The 17,350-nt window shown below is 50.1% G+C and carries 17 protein-coding genes; 8 read left to right on the forward strand and 9 right to left on the reverse strand.

The window, feature by feature from the left end; all coding sequences use genetic code 11:
* Positions 1–2 precede the first annotated feature (2 nt).
* Genes AC3ARB_RS01730 through AC3ARB_RS01740 form a run of 3 tightly spaced genes read right to left on the reverse strand, consistent with a single transcriptional unit; the run spans position 3 to position 4,202 of the window.
* Positions 3–692, reverse strand: a complete 690-nt coding sequence (locus tag AC3ARB_RS01730) for a response regulator transcription factor (RefSeq protein ID WP_488320870.1) — start codon at positions 690–692, stop codon at positions 3–5.
* Positions 693–3,503, reverse strand: coding sequence for an ABC transporter permease (locus tag AC3ARB_RS01735; protein ID WP_488320871.1), 2,811 nt, complete (start codon positions 3,501–3,503; stop codon positions 693–695).
* A gap of 9 nt (positions 3,504–3,512) precedes the next feature.
* Positions 3,513–4,202 (reverse strand): ABC transporter ATP-binding protein, encoded by a 690-nt coding sequence (locus AC3ARB_RS01740; RefSeq protein WP_488320872.1) that lies wholly within the window; start codon positions 4,200–4,202, stop codon positions 3,513–3,515.
* Between the two features lie 258 nt (positions 4,203–4,460).
* On the opposite strand from AC3ARB_RS01740, the gene AC3ARB_RS01745 reads away from it, so the two are divergent.
* The 4 genes from AC3ARB_RS01745 (at position 4,461) to tpiA (ending at position 8,240) form a co-directional block, all read left to right on the forward strand.
* Entirely contained in the window at positions 4,461–4,931 is a 471-nt protein-coding gene (locus AC3ARB_RS01745; protein WP_488321517.1) for an RNA polymerase sigma factor, read from the forward strand.
* A gap of 15 nt (positions 4,932–4,946) precedes the next feature.
* The gene (locus AC3ARB_RS01750; protein ID WP_488320873.1) at positions 4,947–6,011 is read left to right on the forward strand and encodes an anti sigma factor C-terminal domain-containing protein; all 1,065 of its coding nucleotides are present in this window, start codon (positions 4,947–4,949) and stop codon (positions 6,009–6,011) included.
* Between the two features lie 124 nt (positions 6,012–6,135).
* Positions 6,136–7,332 carry an elongation factor Tu gene (gene tuf / locus AC3ARB_RS01755; RefSeq protein ID WP_488320874.1) on the forward strand — a complete coding sequence of 399 codons (1,197 nt, stop codon included), beginning with the start codon at positions 6,136–6,138 and terminating at the stop codon, positions 7,330–7,332.
* A gap of 149 nt (positions 7,333–7,481) precedes the next feature.
* Entirely contained in the window at positions 7,482–8,240 is a 759-nt protein-coding gene (gene tpiA / locus AC3ARB_RS01760) for a triose-phosphate isomerase (protein WP_488320875.1), read from the forward strand.
* 299 nt (positions 8,241–8,539) lie between these two features.
* Here the strand turns inward: tpiA and yidA are convergent, their stop codons facing one another.
* From yidA to serS, 5 genes are all read right to left on the reverse strand, one after another.
* A complete protein-coding gene (gene yidA, locus AC3ARB_RS01765) occupies positions 8,540–9,352 on the reverse strand; it encodes a sugar-phosphatase (protein ID WP_488320876.1) in 813 nt (270 codons plus the stop codon).
* 18 nt (positions 9,353–9,370) lie between these two features.
* Positions 9,371–9,670: a DUF1827 family protein gene (locus AC3ARB_RS01770; RefSeq protein WP_488320877.1), complete on the reverse strand. Its 300-nt coding sequence runs from the start codon at positions 9,668–9,670 to the stop codon at positions 9,371–9,373.
* Between the two features lie 144 nt (positions 9,671–9,814).
* The gene (ntdP, locus tag AC3ARB_RS01775; protein WP_488320878.1) at positions 9,815–10,348 is read right to left on the reverse strand and encodes a nucleoside tri-diphosphate phosphatase; all 534 of its coding nucleotides are present in this window, start codon (positions 10,346–10,348) and stop codon (positions 9,815–9,817) included.
* A 62-nt stretch (positions 10,349–10,410) separates the two neighbouring features.
* A complete protein-coding gene (gene recX / locus AC3ARB_RS01780; RefSeq protein WP_488320879.1) occupies positions 10,411–11,187 on the reverse strand; it encodes a recombination regulator RecX in 777 nt (258 codons plus the stop codon).
* A gap of 69 nt (positions 11,188–11,256) precedes the next feature.
* The gene (serS, locus tag AC3ARB_RS01785) at positions 11,257–12,534 is read right to left on the reverse strand and encodes a serine--tRNA ligase (RefSeq protein ID WP_488320880.1); all 1,278 of its coding nucleotides are present in this window, start codon (positions 12,532–12,534) and stop codon (positions 11,257–11,259) included.
* 361 nt (positions 12,535–12,895) lie between these two features.
* On the opposite strand from serS, the gene AC3ARB_RS01790 reads away from it, so the two are divergent.
* From AC3ARB_RS01790 to AC3ARB_RS01805, 4 genes are all read left to right on the forward strand, one after another.
* A complete protein-coding gene (locus tag AC3ARB_RS01790; RefSeq protein WP_488320881.1) occupies positions 12,896–13,267 on the forward strand; it encodes a BlaI/MecI/CopY family transcriptional regulator in 372 nt (123 codons plus the stop codon).
* Entirely contained in the window at positions 13,268–14,854 is a 1,587-nt protein-coding gene (locus AC3ARB_RS01795; protein ID WP_488320882.1) for a M56 family metallopeptidase, read from the forward strand. It abuts the gene before it with no gap.
* Positions 14,855–15,053: 199 nt separating this feature from the next.
* Positions 15,054–15,785, forward strand: a complete 732-nt coding sequence (locus tag AC3ARB_RS01800; RefSeq protein ID WP_488320883.1) for a polyphosphate polymerase domain-containing protein — start codon at positions 15,054–15,056, stop codon at positions 15,783–15,785.
* On the forward strand, positions 15,782–16,468 hold the full coding sequence (locus tag AC3ARB_RS01805; protein ID WP_488320884.1) for a DUF4956 domain-containing protein: 687 nt from the start codon (positions 15,782–15,784) through the stop codon (positions 16,466–16,468). The genes AC3ARB_RS01800 and AC3ARB_RS01805 overlap by 4 nt, the downstream gene beginning before the upstream one ends.
* Positions 16,469–16,523: 55 nt before the next feature.
* On the opposite strand, the gene AC3ARB_RS01810 is transcribed toward AC3ARB_RS01805, so the two are convergent.
* Positions 16,524–17,333 (reverse strand): Cof-type HAD-IIB family hydrolase, encoded by an 810-nt coding sequence (locus AC3ARB_RS01810; protein ID WP_488320885.1) that lies wholly within the window; start codon positions 17,331–17,333, stop codon positions 16,524–16,526.
* Positions 17,334–17,350 lie beyond the last annotated feature (17 nt).

The raw sequence follows: 17,350 nt of genomic DNA on the forward strand, positions 1-17,350 counted from the left end.
CTTCAGTCCTCCTTTTTGAGCCGATAACCCAGGCCTCGAATGGTTTCCAGATAGCTGCCGTTAGGATCACCCAGCTTTTGCCGTAGTCGCTTGATGGCTACTGTCAGACTATTATCAGTGACAAATTCCCCAGCCTCTTGAAAAAGGCTGTCCAACAAGTGTTGGCGGCTCAAGACCTGTCCCCGATGATGAATCAAGATTGACAGCAAACGATAGTCTGCCCCTGTTAGCACAATTTCCTCCTGCCCTGAATGAACCCGAGCGGTCTGGGTATTAACCTGAATTCTCCCGATGGTATGGAGGTGCTTGACGGAACTGGTTCGGTCAGACCGCCTCAGAACAGCCTTGATACGGGCCCGTAATTCCTGAATCCGAAAGGGCTTGGCCAAGTAATCATCTGCCCCTGCTTCAAGTGCGAGAACAGTATGAACCTCATCGTCGTGGGCAGTCAGAAAGATAATGGGGGTCTGGCTGGTTTGCCGAATCACCTGGCAAATCTCCAAACCGGTTCCGTCCGGCAGGCCCATGTCTAACAAATAGAGGGCAATCTCTTTCACTTGAGGCGACTGGATGATAGTCAAAGCCTCTGCCTTGGTCTGGGCAACGAGCAAGGACCACTTGTCCAATTCTAGGGCCAAACGCAGGCCATCAACAATCATGGGGTCATCTTCAACCAGTAAAATCATGGGCATTTATCCCCTTTCCTGCTTCAAGTAGTCAATCAGTGGCCTTTTTGTCAGCTGCCCAAAGCTCAAGCGAGCCAAGAGCACAACCAGTAGACCTACTCCTATTATAACTAGAAGGACGGAAAAAGGAAAGCTTGGGGTGAAGCCACCAATCTGACTCATGACGGCTTGGGTGGTTCCCCAAATCAAGAGACCAATAATTGGCAGGCCCCAGAGTAGACTTTGCCCAAAGAGAAGAAGAAGTTCTAGGGTGACCAATTGTCTAAGTTGCTTGATGCTCATGCCCTGGGAAGCCAGCATGGCCAGCTCCTGCCGTCGACTGGCCATGAGACCAGAGGTCGAGCTAAAGAGATTAAGCAGGCTAATCAGACTGGTCAGAATGATGAAACTCACCAAGACCACAGTTAGAACCTGTTCCAGCTGAGTTTTAAGCCCATCTTCCACAACCTCACCATCGATGACGGCAAAATCATCTTTTGGCAGGTTTTGGAGCTGTTCCCAAAAAGCTTGCTGGTCAGCTTGCTCCAGATTCAATTTGAAAGACAGGACCCGTTCGGGTTGAGCAATCTCCGGACGGCTTTCCTGGCGGATTTTATCCAGGGTGTCCAATGTGGTAATCAGCCAGACACTTTCGTCTCCTCCGGACAAGATTCCTTTAAGGTCTTGACCATTAGTGAGGCCAACGATATCCAAATCTAACCACTTGTAGACGGGCTTGTCATTCTCCATCGCCTGCCAGAGTCCCAAAGGAAACTGGTCCCCAGCTGTTAGGCTGGTCGCCTGATTGATTTGGTAGAAGGCGAAATCCTTAGCATGTCGGCCAGCTACCATCATGTTTTTGGTGGTCAATTCCATGGTGTTGTAGAGGATGACAGGGTAGTCCTGATCAGTGACTTGGCCCCCAGAAGCGGTCAGGATTTTTTCAAAACTGGTCTGGTCTAAACCGAGAATGGCGACAGAAGAATCTGGAGCAACTCCATGAGTTTTCCACTCCTCAAGTTCCTCAGGAGAAAGGTATTGCCTGAGAATCAATTCCTGTTTTTCGGCCACTTCTTGACTGAGAATGCTGTCTTGGGTAACACCAAAGTAACGTTCCATCCGGCTCTCAACCACCTGGTCTGCACCAGCAACAGCCTTAATATCAGCGGTCAGCTGGGCGACTGTATCAGGATTGGCATTGGATAAGGGGATAAACTGTTTATAGTCTGCGCCAGTTCCTAATTTCAGCTGAGGACCGCGAACATCTGAGATCCGGTGGCGAAACACCTCACGGGTCAGTTGCCCCGTGTAGCTAGTCACCGCCAGCACCACCATAAAAGCAACCAGAGCGGTAACGATGCTCCGACTCTTATGCCCCTGCAGGCGGATAAAGCGCTTAGCCATGAGGTGGTTGAGGGCTCTCGTCGTTTTTGGTAGTTTTTGGGACATGGCAGAGATGCTCAACCAGCGGCGTTTGTTCACCTTGTCTAGTGTCAGGGTCTGACGCTTTTTCAGGCCATCCATGGGGGATAGCTTAGTCAGTTGGCGAGCTGGACCAGAAGCAGCCAGTAGAATGGTCAAGAGGCTAACCAAGGCTGTTAGGAGCAGATTGCTGGGTGAGACCCTGAGGTCAACCCTCAAGGCGGTCAATTCTGGACCACCCAAACTCACCAGATTAACTAAGTTTGATTTAATCAAACCAAGCCCCAGGAGGACCAAGCCAAACCCAGCACCGATGCCCAGCGGTAGAGCCAGCAAAAAGAGACAGAAGGCTTCCAAATAGACACTGATGCGGCGTTGGCTTCTGGTCGCCCCAATCGAGGTTAAGAGGCTCAGGTAGCTGGCCCTGTCCTCGTAGGACAGCTGGAAGATGTTGGCAATAAGTACCACCGCCACCACCATAATCAGACTGACAAAGAAGCCTTGCATGAGGAAGAAAATTTTGGAAACACTACTACCTGTGGTCAAGCCTGATACGGTCATCAGGATCTCGTTGACCTCTAAGGATTTGCCGTCTTTACGCAACTGGTAGAGGAAGTCGTTTGGCATGGTGTCGTGATCCAGAATCAGGGACAGGTTGGCTGTTTCAGCTGTCTCAGCCAGGTCGGGATTGACTGTGATGGCCGAGTAAAAGGCAGAGCCCTCTTCAAAACTGGTTGGTTGGATAAAACCGACCACGGTATAAGTGGCTTGGAAATTGGTCGGAATACGGGTCTCTTCATGCTGGTCATGAAAAGGATCGTTTGCGGGAAAAACACCGAATTTCTGAGGTAGGTCTAGGGTTTGCCCAGGCTCGATGATGAAGTCTAGGAAGGGAAAGACGGTCTTGTTCCTTCCCTTGTTGGTCAGTTGGCGACGGAAGGTATCGACACTAATCTCGTCCCCCAGTTTCAGGGTGCTACCGTCTGCCAACAGACTCTGGCTGAGAACCACTTCATGGGCAGTTTTTGGGAAACGCCCTTCAGTCAGTTGTAGAGGAGACCAGTCCAGGTAGTTGGGTGAGTATTCTTTAAGCGAGAGAAAGGGTTTCTCGGGTTTGGGAGCTTGGTCTAAAAGGCTGAGGCCGCGGTCAACTGACAGGGCAGAAGCCGTCACATGCCTCTGGTTGCTAATGGTGTCCTGCTCAGCCTTATTGAGCCCAAAAATAGTCACATGAGCTTTGCCAGTATGGTGCTGGGCGACCTTGGTCAGGTAGGTCAAACTGGTGTCCTTGCCAACAAAGACGCAGGTCATGAGGGCAATCATGAGGGCAATGCCAGTCAGGGTCAGGACAAAGCGACCCAGGTTCTTTTTTAGGGCCAGAAAACTGACCTTGAGGATAATTAGGTATCGGGTCATAAGGGGCTCCTAGAGTTTGGTTCGAAGCAGGTCGTCGCTGATCAAGCGACCATCCTCGATGGTGATTAGGCGGTCTGCCTCAAGGGCGATGCGTTCATCGTGGGTGATGAGGATAATGGTCTGCTGGTAGTCACGGTTGGCTGCTTTCAGTAAGTGGAGAATGTCCTCGCTATTTTTGCGGTCCAAGTTGCCTGTTGGTTCATCGCAGAGCAGGATATCGGGGTGGCTGTAGAGGGCTCGGCCGACAGCTGTCCGTTGCTGTTGGCCACCCGAGAGTTGGTTGGGTAGATGGGTGCGGTGTTTGTCCAGCCCCAGGTAGTTGACAAAGTTGTCCAAGCGTTCTTGGTCCAGTGGTCGCCCGTCCAAGAGGTGGGGCAGGCAGATGTTTTCCTCGACTGTCAACATGGGAAGGAGGTTGTAAAACTGGTAAATCAGACCGACATGCCGCCGCCTGAAAATAGCCAGTTTGTCTTCCTTAAATTGATTGATGTCCTGCCCACCAATCAAGACCTGTCCAGCCGTCGGGCGGTCAACCCCACCCAGCAGGTGGAGCAGGGTCGATTTCCCGCTGCCTGATGGGCCAACGATGGCAACAAATTCGCCCTTTTGAACAGAAAAGCTGACCCCGTCCAGGGCGGTTAAGAGGGTCTCGCCTTGGCCATAGGTCTTGGTCAGGTTGTCACAACTTAAAATGGTCATCTTGGTGTCCTCGTTTCTTTTGCTTATTTCCATTATACACCTTGAGTGTGACCAGTAGGTGACGATTTTGGTGACAAAATGGTCACCAAATAGCAAGACTAGTGCCAACAGTAAAATAAGAGAACGGTCAACCTTGGTTTGATGTTGTTGAAAAAATTTTCCGTCTGTTGTAACCAAATCCCATTCTCGTTCGTTATAATAGTGAGAAAGGGGGTGAGCCAGATACGCTTAGACGATTACGAAAACGATGTGGTGGCCATGGCCAAGGAAATCTCTTTCTACCTGCAAAAGGCTGGTGCTAGCCCAGCCGACAGCCAAGACATTGCCCAGGATGTTTTGATTAAGCTCTTGGAGGCAGAACTGGTTTTACCCTATGACAAGATCAGGGCTTGGCTTTACCGCTCTGCCATTCGGGCCTATATCGACAAGTACCGACGGGACAAACGCTACCATGAGCTCGTGCAGTTAGACTTTTTTACCCCAGATCAGGTGACAGCCTTTGACCGAGATGATTTCGACTTTCTCTACCAGGCGGTCGGTCGCCTCAAAGACCTTCAAGCCCTTGTTATCGATGCCTACTATTTCCAAGACCTCTCTGTCAAAGCCATCAGCCAGCTCTTAGGCATGAGCCAGGCCAAGGTCAAAACCACCCTCTTTCGGGCCAGGAAGGCCCTAAAACGTGATTTGGAGGGCCAGGGCTTCGATGCTCAGAGCCTCCTCAATGACTAAAGAAAGGACACTCCCATGAAAACTTTTGAAATTGCTGCTAAAAAATCCAAACGCAAAAACCTGCTCAAAACAAGTCTTATCGCCACAGGTCTGACCCTGACCAGTTTGGGCCTTGCCCACATGGGCTTGGCTCGCTTGACCTCTCATAACGCTTGGGAAATCCATGATTATTACAGAACCCTGCAAGCCATCAGCCTGCCTAATATCGAGAGCCAGACGGCCTATTTTGAGGCGACTTCTCAGTACACCGGTTCCTTCCATGTGGATCAGACCAAGGACATTGCGGGTATCACAGTGCCCTATGAGACGATGGCGTTTCCCTATGCCCTTCGTCCAGTTGCTGATCCTGTGCGTTTTCCACGAGGCTATTTCGATGAGGGGAACACAGGCCTTTACACCTACGGTCAGGGTTACAAGATTCCCGTTTTTTACAACACCAAGTTTGATTACCGCGTGGGCCATCGGCAGATGGCTGTGACCCAGGACATCGCCCACCTACCTCAGATGAGCGGTCAAGCCGTCGAGATGGCGGTCACCTTTGATAAGCCTTATAGTTTTGAAGAAATAGCAGAGCTGGTCCCAGATAACCTCAAGGTCAACTGGTACTGGATTGGCACCACGACCCCCTTTGATACCAGTCTAGCCCTGCCACTTGGCTATGACGGCAGTTCTGCTCCACAAAGCTACCAAGACGTGCAAGAAGAACTGACCAAACTCAATAAACTAAGTGGCAAAGCCTTGCAGGACTACTTGGATAGCCGGCCAGAACCAGCTGATGTGACCCCAGAACAAGCCCGTCAAAACGGCTATACCCATTTTGTTGGCAAACTGCAAGAGGCCATTGACCAGAAGATGCTTGAACACTCTTATGGCATGGGAGACCATGCCTATCACTTGAGTGAGGATGCCAAGGCCTACTTAGCGGCTAACCCAGACGCCAAGACGGCTAAGTTTGCAGGTGTCATCCTGACTGGTCGAGCAGAAGACTTTGCACCGTTGCAGAACCAGCCTTGGATTTTTGGCTCAAACATCGGCCAACATGTGACCATTCAGCCCTATCACACCCTCGATGTAGAATAATTTTGGAAATGGACACAAAATACTTGCATTTTCCTCATAATCTGATAGAATAGTAAAGTAAGATTAGACTGTATTGCCTACTGTCTGTCTATAAAATATATTTTATACGGAGGCTTTTTCCAAAATGGCAAAAGAAAAATACGATCGTAGCAAACCCCACGTTAACGTTGGTACCATCGGACACGTTGACCACGGTAAAACTACCCTGACTGCAGCTATCACAACTGTATTGGCACGTCGCTTGCCTTCATCAGTTAACCAACCAAAAGACTACGCGTCTATCGATGCTGCTCCAGAAGAGCGCGAGCGCGGTATCACTATCAACACTGCACACGTTGAGTACGAAACTGAAACTCGTCACTACGCTCACATCGACGCCCCAGGTCACGCGGACTACGTTAAAAACATGATCACTGGTGCCGCTCAGATGGACGGTGCGATTCTCGTAGTAGCTTCTACTGACGGTCCAATGCCACAAACTCGTGAGCACATCCTTCTTTCTCGTCAGGTAGGTGTTAAACACCTTATCGTCTTCATGAACAAGATTGACCTTGTTGACGACGAAGAACTCCTTGAGTTGGTTGAGATGGAAATCCGTGACCTTCTTTCAGAATACGACTTCCCAGGTGACGATCTTCCAGTTATCCAAGGTTCAGCTCTTAAAGCCCTTGAAGGTGACGAGAAGTACGAAGACATCGTTATGGAATTGATGGCTACTGTTGACAGCTACATTCCAGAACCAGAGCGTGACACTGACAAGCCACTCTTGTTGCCAGTCGAGGACGTGTTCTCAATCACTGGTCGTGGTACAGTAGCTTCAGGTCGTATCGACCGTGGTACTGTTCGTGTCAACGACGAAATCGAAATCGTTGGTTTGCAAGAAGAGAAGCGTAAAGCTATCGTAACTGGTGTTGAGATGTTCCGTAAACAGCTTGACGAAGGTCTTGCTGGTGACAACGTTGGTATCTTGCTCCGTGGTGTACAACGTGACGAGATTGAGCGTGGTCAAGTTATCTCTAAACCAGGTTCAATCAACCCACACACCAAGTTCAAAGGTGAGGTTTACATCCTTACTAAAGAAGAAGGTGGCCGTCACACGCCATTCTTCGACAACTACCGTCCTCAGTTCTACTTCCGTACAACTGACGTTACCGGTTCAATCAAGTTGCCAGCTGGTACTGAAATGGTAATGCCTGGTGATAACGTGGCTATCGACGTTGAGTTGATCCACCCAATCGCCGTTGAACAAGGTACGACATTCTCAATCCGTGAGGGTGGCCGTACTGTTGGTTCAGGTATCGTTTCATCAATCGAAGCATAATTCGCTTGATTTCCCAAGAATAATTTAAGTCAGACACCGAAAAAGGCCCGAAAGGGCCTTTTTCTTGTCTAGAAACTCACAAAAACCTTTCTTGTCAGCGGGAATTATGGTAAAATAAAGAGGTAAATAAAAATAGAAGAGGTGTGTGCATGTCACGTAAACCAATTATCGCTGGAAACTGGAAAATGAACAAGAATGTTCAAGAAGCCATGAGCTTCGTTGAAGAAGTGAAAGGTCAACTGCCATCAGCAGATCTTGTTGAAGCTGTTGTCGGAGCTTCTCCGCTCCTCCTTAACGCCGTAAAATTTGCAAGCACAGGCTCAGACCTGAAAGTTGCTGCTCAAAACTGCTACTTTGAAGATGCAGGTGCCTTCACCGGTGAAACATCTCCAAAAGTATTGGCTGATATGGGGCTTGACTACGTTATCATCGGCCACTCAGAGCGTCGTGACTACTTCCACGAAACTGACGAGGACATCAACAAAAAAGCGCAAGCTATTTTGCGTAACGGCTTGACACCAATCATCTGCTGTGGTGAGTCTTTGGAGCTCTACGAAGCTGGTAAGGCTGTTGAGTTTGTAGGTGCTCAAGTGTCCGCTGCCCTTAAAGGCCTGACTGCTGACCAAGTGGCATCACTGGTTATCGCTTATGAGCCAATCTGGGCCATCGGTACTGGTAAATCTGCTACTAAAGATGACGCTCAAACCATGTGTAAGGCTGTTCGTGACGTGGTTGCCGCTGACTTCGGTCAAGAGGTGGCTGACAAGGTTCGCGTGCAGTACGGCGGCTCTGTGAACCCAGCTAACATCGCTGAGTACATGGCTTGCCCAGACGTTGACGGTGCCCTTGTTGGCGGTGCTTCCCTTGAGCCTGCTAGCTTCTTGGCCCTCTTGTCTGCGATTAACTAAACAGTTTAAAGCGGTTGGGACTTGTCCCAGCCGCTTTGTTGTTTTTTGGGAAAAGGGTGTTGAAAAGGGAAGGAGTGACTGATCTATCCAGACAGGGGGAGGCTAGGTTGCGGCTTGGGCTGTGCCCTAACCATATGTTGCTTTTCTAGTTGTTTGGGATTGAAAAAATCGACTGGCGGCTGTCCAGTCGTTTTTGCTGATGATTGTTCAGGTATCGTTTCTGAGGTTTAGGTTAGCTTCGTCCACAATACACTAGACGATGGGTTATCTGCTAATCTGGTGGTGCTGGTCTTTGATGATTAGTCAGTCAATACCCAGGTGGTGATGGCGTGGGCGACACCGCTCTCGTCGTTGGAGAGGGTGATGTGCTTGGCGATTTTTTTGAGTTCAGGGTTACCGTTTGCCATGACAACAGGAAGGGCAACGATTTCCAGCATGGCACGGTCGTTTTCCTCGTCTCCGATGGCCATGGTCTGGCTCATGTCGATGCCCAGTTTTTCAGCCAAGTGCTTGATGGCATTGCCCTTGCTGACGGTCTTTTTGACCACTTCCAGGTAGAAAGGGGTGGATTTGACCAGACCGAAACGGTCATGGTAGTCGGCAGGAATCTTAGCGATGGCGGAGTCCAGAATGGCAGGCTCATCAATAAACATGATTTTGACAATTTCCTTGTCAGTCATTTCTTCTGGTGTCCGATAAAAGACGGGCATGTTGACCAAGGTGGCCTCGTGGATGGTGTATTTGCCGATGTCACGGTTGGCGGTGTAAATCCCTTCCTTGGTGATGGCGTGCATGTGAACTCCCAGTTTTCGGGCCAGGAGTTCCAAATCCAGGTAGTCCTCATAGGTCAGGGTTTCCTTGACCAAATCCTCGCCAGTTGCCGTATCCTGAACCAGGCCGCCGTTGAAGGTGATGACGTAATCGCCTGGATCACGGAGCTTGAGGTCGTCTAGGAGTGTCTTGACCCCAGCGATGGGGCGACCGGTGGTGATGACCACCTTGACGCCAGCGGCCTTGGCTGCAGCAACGGCCTCCTTAACCTCTGGGGTCAATTCCTTTTTGCTAGTCAATAGGGTGCCGTCGATGTCAACGGCTACAAGCTTGATGGACATGCTTGGCCTTTCTAAGCCTTAGCGGCAGGGGATGGAGATTTCAATCAGTCGGTCGGTGTGGATGGTTCTGACGTGTTCCATGAGGGCACGCTCAGGGTCGATTTTCCGCTTGAAGAAAAACTCCCGAATCTTATCTAACTCGATGGGTTTGATGGCTCGGTGCTTGTTGGTAATCAGGAGTTCATAGTGGGTAGGTGCTTGCGAAAAAATCACATCGGTATTACCTGCTGAATAAACCTCGACCAGGATGGCGTCGGTGTTTTTCAGTTGGTTCTTGACCATTTCCAGGTGGCTATTTGTGACATTTATCAGTCGCATGGCTGGACCTCCTTTTCGTTCTTTTCTTTATTATAGCATGAAAGTTAGGATTTTGGTAAAAAAGTAGAGTTATGGCATAAAATCTTTTTAGCTCTGCAATTTCCCCAAGAAAAAAACACCTGCCAAGGCAGGTGCGGGGATGACTTAACGATTCTTGAGTTCTAAGTAGCGTCTGTACCAAATCTCAACGAAGTCCTTGGAGAAGGGGCCTTTTTGGTTGTTAATCCAGTCCACCAGGATTTTGACGTTTTCCTTGAGCAGGTAGTCCAAATCTGTGGGATAGCCCATCTTGCGGCGGTGCTTTTCATACTCTTCGATGTCGAGGAGTTTTTTGGTGCCGTCAACAAAGACCTTAACATCCAGGTCGTAGTCGATGTACTTGAGGGCTTCCTGGTCCATCAGGTAGGGGCTGGCCATATTACAGTAGTAGGCGATGCCATCCTCCCGAATCATGGCCACCACGTTGAACCAAAATTTTTTATGAAAATACACTAGAGCGGGTTCTCTGGTCACCCAGCGGCGGCCGTCGTTTTCCGTGACCAGCGTGTGGTCGTTGACCCCGATAACCGCATGGTCAGTGGTTTTGAGAACCATGGTCTCCTTCCAGGTTCGATGGTGGTTGCCGTCGTGCTTATAACTTTGAATCGTAATAAAGTCGCCTTCTTTAGGTAACTTCATAACCCACCAACTTTCTAGTCAGTTTATCCCCACCATTATACCACAATATCACAAAAATAACATTAAAAATAATCACGAATAGCCCGATCGATGGCCGAAAACTCATACCCCTTACGAACTAGAGCCAGCTTGAGCCGCTGTTTGAGCTCGTAGCCCTGGTACTTGCGGCTGTATTTGCGGTCTTGCTTTTCCAAATCAGCCAGCAGCAAGTCATAGTCCTCTTCCTCGTCCTTTTTGGGGCTGATCTGGGCAATGGCAGAGCTGCTAGTCTGGCTAGAAAAGCCACGGGTCAAGAGGTTCTGATGGATTTTTTTGAGCAGGGCCTGGTGGGGGATTTTGCCCTGATACTTTCTCAGCAGTTTTTCAGCAATCTTCTCAGCCAGGGGGTCAAAATCCAAGTCGGCCAGGCAGTCAGAAATGAGCGATTTGGCAATGCCTTTTTGAGCCAGTTTCTGACTGAGGACATAAGGCCCCTTGTCGCCAGATAGGAGCTTGCCTTGCAGGTAGGTCTTCGTGTACTTGCGGTCGTCCAGCCACTTGTCAGCCTTGAGGTTGGCGACAACCTGGTCGATGATGTCGGTGTCAATCTCATGCTCAGTCAGATAGTCTCTGACTTCCTTGACCGTCCGAGCCTTGAAGGACAGGTGGTAGAGGGCCAGGTTCTTGCCGTGAGAAAACTGAGCAAAGGTCTTAATCTCCTCTAGTTCCTCCTGACTGACCGCTTTGCCCTTTGTCAAAAAAAAGCGGACAATGGTGTCTTCGGTTACATAGAGTTTTTCGGTCTCGTCCAATTCCAGCAGGTAGAGGCGTTTTTTCTTTTCCAGTTTGGTGATGATCATGGGTCTATTATAGCAAAATTTAAGGGAAAAGACAGAAAAACAAGCCCCTTGGGGGGCTTGTTGGCCTGATTAGGCGTCGATTTTCTCAACCCCACCCATGTAAGGGCGAAGGACTTCTGGAATGGTCACCGAACCGTCTGCGTTCTGGTAGTTTTCCAGGATGGCAGCTACGGTACGGCCGATGGCCAAACCAGAGCCGTTGAGGGTGTGGAGGAGTTTGACCTTGCCGTCCTCGTCGCGGTAGCGGATTTGGGCACGGCGGGCCTGGAAGTCCTCGGTGTTAGAGCAAGAGGAAATCTCACGGTAGGCATTTTGGGCTGGAATCCAGACCTCCAAGTCGTAGGTCTTGGCGGCTGAGAAGCCCATGTCCCCTGTACAGAGGGCCAAGACACGGTAAGGCAGGCCCAGTTTTTGGAGAATGCCTTCGGCGTTAGCAGTCATTTTCTCCAATTCCTCATAAGATTCTTCAGGCTTGGCAAATTTAACCATCTCCACCTTGTGGAATTGGTGTAGGCGGATGAGGCCACGGGTGTCACGGCCAGCTGAACCAGCCTCAGAACGGAAAGACGGGCTCATGGCGGTTAAGTAGATTGGCAGGTCCTTGCCGTCCAAAATCTCGTTGCGGTAGAAGTTGGTCAGAGGCACTTCAGCTGTTGGGATAAGGACAAATGGCCGCTCCTCGTCAGCAATCTCAAAGGTGTCTTCCTTGAATTTTGGATACTGGCCTGTACCAAACATGGAATCACGGTTGACCATGTAAGGGGTCACCATTTCCTGGTAGCCAGACTTGCCGTGCTCGTCCAACATGAAGTTGTAGAGGGCACGTTCCAAGCGGGCACCCAATTTCTTGTAGAAGAGGAAGCGGGCACCGGTCACTTTGGCGCCACGTTCCCAATCCAGGATGTCCAGGTCTTCACCCAGGTCCCAGTGAGCCTTTGGCTCGAAGTCAAATTCCCGTGGGGTACCCCAGCGGCGAACTTCCACGTTGTCTTCCTCGTCGGCACCTACTGGCACGCTGTCGTGGGCTGTGTTGGGCAGGACGGTGATGATGGCGGTCAGCTGCTCATCAATGGTGGCCAGTTCGGCGTCGATGGCCTTGATGCTGGCAGACAGCTCCTGCATGGCAGCGATTTGCTGGCTGGCATCTTCTTTGTTGCGTTTGGCAAGGGCGATGGCTTCAGAAGCCGTGTTACGCTCGGCCTTGGCTTCTTCTGATTTAACCAAGAGCTCACGACGTTTTTCGTCCAGGGCTTTGAGCTCTTCTAGGCTCTCGCGAGCCACGCCCCGTTGGGCAAGTTTTTCGGCAACACCGTCAAAATCGGTGCGTAGGCGTTTGATGTCTAACACGATGGGTTCCTCCTTAATAAAAAACAGCACCAGTGGTCTGCTGGAGCGTTGTCACGCGGTTCCATCCAGCTTCGCACAAGTGCCTTGATTGGTTATTACATTTTGGGTGTCAACCACTTGGTCAACGGTAACGGTAGAATTTCACTTGGTCATCCTATCTGCTCACAGCGACCGCAGACTTTCTGAAAAGACAAGGCAAGTTACTTATCCGTTAGTCCTATTATAGCCTAGACGCTGGCAAATGTAAACCATAAACTGGGAAAAGTCTGTTTCAGCAGAGATTTTCAGTCCTTTTACTTGACCAATTAGACAGACAGATGTAGAATAAAGAGGAAACCATCTGTCTAAGGAGTAAAAACACGTGAAACGACTACCAGATTCAGAATTTGCAGTGCTCAAGGTCATCTGGCGACTGGGTGAGCCCATCACCTCAGCCCGAATTATGGAGCAGCTGGAACATGACAAGGACTGGAAACCTCAGACCCTCTTGACCATCCTGGCCCGTCTGGCTGAGAAGGGCTTTCTTAAAAGCGTTCGAGTGGGCAGGGAGCGGCATTACAGCGTCCTGATTGGTGAGGAGGAGTACATGGCGGTGGAGACCAAGGACTTTCTCAACCGCTTTAAGAATAATTCTCTGGGCCATTTGGTCAAGACCCTCTTCCAGCAGCAGAACCTGTCCGATGCTGACTTGGACGAACTCAAAACCATTCTCCAAGAAAAGGGAGGCAAGTAAATGGGCCTGCTCTTAGTTTCTTTGGTTGCTGTGAGTCTGGTGACCTCATTACTAGCCTTGGGGCTCAGTTTCTTGTTCAATAGCCTCAAGGGCAAGATTTCGATTCGGATTAAGTATTTTCTGTGGATTAGCCTGCTCCTTAGCCTCTTATTGCCTCTGCGGCCGCAGTTTGGCTCTGGCCTCTTTCAGATTGATAAGGGACAGCTGGAACAGCCCCTGGCAGCGACGGTTAGTTTGGGGAAGACAGCGTCCACTAGCCTTGCTCCAACAGGGGTCTGGGACAAGATCCTGACCTTTCCTTGGCTGTCTAGCCTGATTGTCGTTTGGTTTGTTGGTGTAGCCCTTAGCTTAGGCTGGAAGGTTTATCATATTTGGCGGTTCCAGCACCTGCTCAAGCGGTGGGGAACCCCTGTGGTTGAGCAGGATGTCTTGGACAGTTTGGGGGTTGTCCAGGAGCTTTTGGCCATCACCAAGCCCGTTAAGGTGGTTCACTACCCCCTGACTCACACGCCTATGTTGCTCGGTTTTAGAAATCCTATGATTCTTTTGCCGCACCTGGACTACACGGACGATGAGCTGGATTTGATTTTTGAGCATGAACTGACCCACTTTAAGCACCGTGACATTTACGTCAATCTCCTGGCTGTTTTGGTGACCAGCCTGCATTGGTTCAATCCCTTGGTTACCTTTATGGCCAAGGAAACCCAAGAGGTGGCAGAGGCTTATTGTGACCATGATGTGCTGAGCTATCAAGACAAGGCCTATCGGACCTTTTACGGGGAAACCATTATCAGCATGATTGACCAGAGTCGTCAGAAGACGTCGGCCATGCCAAGTTGTTTCTACTCCAATAAATTTAACCTCAAACGTCGCATGGAGGCTATCGTCTCCACGGAACCATCGGCCAAGAGCCTGACTGGTTTGGCGGTCCTTATGGTGGCGACCTCCCTTCTCTTTTCAGGGTCGGTCTTTGCCCTGGTGGAAAACACCCCAGTGGTGGCAGATTTGGCCAAGGCCATCAACCGCCTCAGCCCAGAGGACTTGAAGGCCAAGGTCAGCCAGGCTTTGGACCAACCCCAATCGGCCTTGACCGACTGGGAATTATCTGAAACGGCCGACCTCTATCTGGTCAGGGTTTCTGATCAGAAGAAACGCCATGCCTACGCCATTTCCAAGTGGTCAGGCCAAGTTAGAACCCTCTCCGCCGAGGTGCTTGTCCCTACTCAAGAGGAGACAAAACCCTCGTCTTCGACAAACTCGTCTAGTTCAGCAGGGCGTGCTAGTCAGACTGAGGCGGGAGCAGCTGCTAGCTCAGAGGCCAGTTCGACCCAGGAGACAGGGGTTGGTCGAGCGACTACTAGCCCAGCAGCTCAATCGGGGACGGCTGTCACTCAGGTTCCTGCTACACCAGTTCCAGTCAGTCAAGAATCAGTGGTCCAGCCAGTGCCTGCGGTAGAACCTCTTGCTCCAGCAGCAGTTGTTGTTCCACCAGCTCCTGAACCAGTAGCACCTATCGCTCCTCTCGAAGTGGATGATCCATCAGATGATAACGATACCCCTGATGATGATGACGATGACGACGATTAAGGCAATTAGAGGCTGGTTTTCCAGCCTCAATTTTTTTACAATAGCGAGTCAAATGCCTTGACAAAAAACAAAGACAAATGTAGAATGATACTTGTAAACGACTTTTGTAGAATAACAAAAGTATTTTTTACGGCAGACATTCTACAAATGTCTTTAATTTTTAACTTAAAAACGACAACTGTCGAAAAAGGAGAAGCCCATGACAAAACCATTGCAAACCACTTTTCAACGCATCGAAACCAAGTACCTGATTAGCAAGGACCTTTACCAAACCTTGTTGGCTGCTTTTGAACCTCATCTGGTGGCTGACGCTTATGCCCATTCCAGCATCAGCAATGTTTATTTTGACAGTTCTGATTTTCAAATGATTCAGGACTCGGTTGACCGCCTGCATGGCCGTGAAAAGGTTCGGATGCGGACCTATGACAAGGCCCCTCACCAGGACAGCGAGGTTTTCTTGGAAATCAAGAAAAAAGAAGGCGAATTTGGCAAGAAATACCGCATGACGGCCTCTGTTAAAGCTGTTGAGGATTTGGTGGTATCTGGTCTGGTGGCAGATGGGGTGACCGACGAGCGGGTTGAGCGGGTTGTGACCGAGGTCAATGCCTTGCAAGACCGTTACGGCCAACTCTTGCCCAAGATGTACATCGCCTACAAACGCTACTCGCTGGCGGGCATTGCGGATAAGAAGGTTCGTGTGACCTTTGACACCGATGTTATCTGTCGCCCTCATCAGGTTAGCTTGACCGATGGCCGCTATGGTTTCCCTCTGGTTAGTCAAGACCAGGTCATCATGGAAATTAAGGTACCTGGTGTCTGCCCAGCTTGGTTGCAGGACATCTTGGACGAGCATGGTCTGGCTGATCAGCCCTTCTCCAAATACGCCACAGCCTACGCCTTGACCCAGGCCCAGGAAGAGGTGGCGTCGTGATCACGCAGCTCTTTAACAGCGTTTATGTAGACAACCAAGCCACGGTATCGCCCTACATCTATGCCTTGTCCCTCTTGACCAGCCTGGTCTTAGGGGTCTGTTTGGCCCAGTTCTACAAGTACAAGACCCTCTATACCAGAGATTTTGTCATTCTCTTAGCTATTCTTCCCAGTTTGATTTCTAGCTTGATATTTCTGGTCAATGGTAACTTGGGAACTAGTGTGGCTGTGGCAGGTGCCTTTAGCCTGGTTCGCTTTCGGACGGCCGCTGGCGGTGCCAAGGAGAGTTTATTCCTTTTTATGGCCATGGGGATTGGCCTGGCAACGGGGACAGGTTATCTGCTCCTAGCGGTCTGCTCGGCCTTCTTTCTTCTAGTGGCTGTTCTCTTACTAGAGATGACAGGTTTTGCTAAGACCAACCAGCTCAGACGACAGATTTCAGTGACAGTGCCCATGGATTTTCACTATGAACTCTTGTTAGAGGCCATTTTGGAAAAGACCTGCCAGTTTATCGAGTTGTCTTCCATCAAGACCAAGGCTAAAAAGCAGACCCTGATTTTGGAGTATCTGGTTGATTTGAAACCAGAGGTCAGCGACAAGGATTTGATTCAGGAACTCCTGGCCTACAAGGATGACCTGGAGGTATCGGTCAGCCGTGTAGCAGGTAAGAAAAAATCCCTCTAAAGAGAGCAAAAAAACGCCCGCAGGCGTTTTTTGTGTGGAGAATGAGTTGGAAAAATCAGAGAAACAGCTCAGAAAGTTTTCTAGCCACCCCGTCCTCGTTACAGGTCCAAGGCAGCTGCTCATCTGCAAATTCGAGCAGCAGGGGATTGGCGTTTTTCATGGCATAGCCGGTTTGGGCGAAAGCCAGCATCTCCGTGTCGTTATGCTCATCGCCGAAGGCAATCAAATCACTCCGGTCAAATCCTAACTGCGTCAGCAATTTTTCCAAAGCATAGGCCTTGTTGACGCCCTTGGGCGAAAACTCCAGAATGTTGAGCGGGCCCCCCCAAGAGTCCACCTCTAGCTCGCCCTTGAAGTGAGCCTTGATGTCGCGAGCCAGCTGATACTTATCAGCATGTCGGGTTTGGACCAGGAGGGAGAGGGGATTTTTAGTGATTTTTTCGGGGAAAAGGCGGAGCTCTTCAGGCAGTTCAGTTAGGCCAAATATGGCAGGGTCGATAGCCTCTTTATGGTCCAGGGTCAGGAAAAAGTGGTTCTTATACTCGGTCGAGACAAAATCCAGCTCAAAACGGTCAGTTTGCTTGAGGAGTTCGTGTACATGGGTGGTGTCAATGGTCACGGCATGCTCGCCAGCCCAGTTTTTCCCAGGCAGGTGGGTCAGGGCTCCGTTGAAGTTAATCATGGGTGTGGCTAGGCCTAGCTGCTCATAGTAGGCCTTGGAGGTCAGATAGGGGCGACCAGTCGCAATCACGACCGTGTGGCCCTGTTCAATCACCTTGGCAATCACATCCACACTGTAATCCGAGATGGTGTGGTCGCTGTGGAGTAAGGTACCATCCAGGTCAATTGAAATTAGTTTTTTCATGCGTTTTTTCTCTTATT

The organism is Streptococcus sp. ZY171113 (assembly GCF_057748235.1).

Excerpts from the sequence above, each read along its gene's own strand:
- AC3ARB_RS01730 (WP_488320870.1), bottom strand. The coding sequence starts at position 692 with ATGCCCATGATTTTACTGGTTGAAGATGACCCCATGATTGTTGATGGC.
- AC3ARB_RS01735 (WP_488320871.1), bottom strand. The coding sequence starts at position 3,503 with ATGACCCGATACCTAATTATCCTCAAGGTCAGTTTTCTGGCCCTAAAA.
- AC3ARB_RS01740 (WP_488320872.1), bottom strand. The coding sequence starts at position 4,202 with ATGACCATTTTAAGTTGTGACAACCTGACCAAGACCTATGGCCAAGGC.
- AC3ARB_RS01745 (WP_488321517.1), top strand. The coding sequence starts at position 4,461 with ATGGCCAAGGAAATCTCTTTCTACCTGCAAAAGGCTGGTGCTAGCCCA.
- AC3ARB_RS01750 (WP_488320873.1), top strand. The coding sequence starts at position 4,947 with ATGAAAACTTTTGAAATTGCTGCTAAAAAATCCAAACGCAAAAACCTG.
- tuf (WP_488320874.1), top strand. The coding sequence starts at position 6,136 with ATGGCAAAAGAAAAATACGATCGTAGCAAACCCCACGTTAACGTTGGT.
- tpiA (WP_488320875.1), top strand. The coding sequence starts at position 7,482 with ATGTCACGTAAACCAATTATCGCTGGAAACTGGAAAATGAACAAGAAT.
- yidA (WP_488320876.1), bottom strand. The coding sequence starts at position 9,352 with ATGTCCATCAAGCTTGTAGCCGTTGACATCGACGGCACCCTATTGACT.
- AC3ARB_RS01770 (WP_488320877.1), bottom strand. The coding sequence starts at position 9,670 with ATGCGACTGATAAATGTCACAAATAGCCACCTGGAAATGGTCAAGAAC.
- ntdP (WP_488320878.1), bottom strand. The coding sequence starts at position 10,348 with ATGAAGTTACCTAAAGAAGGCGACTTTATTACGATTCAAAGTTATAAG.
- recX (WP_488320879.1), bottom strand. The coding sequence starts at position 11,187 with ATGATCATCACCAAACTGGAAAAGAAAAAACGCCTCTACCTGCTGGAA.
- AC3ARB_RS01795 (WP_488320882.1), top strand. The coding sequence starts at position 13,268 with ATGGGCCTGCTCTTAGTTTCTTTGGTTGCTGTGAGTCTGGTGACCTCA.
- AC3ARB_RS01800 (WP_488320883.1), top strand. The coding sequence starts at position 15,054 with ATGACAAAACCATTGCAAACCACTTTTCAACGCATCGAAACCAAGTAC.
- AC3ARB_RS01810 (WP_488320885.1), bottom strand. The coding sequence starts at position 17,333 with ATGAAAAAACTAATTTCAATTGACCTGGATGGTACCTTACTCCACAGC.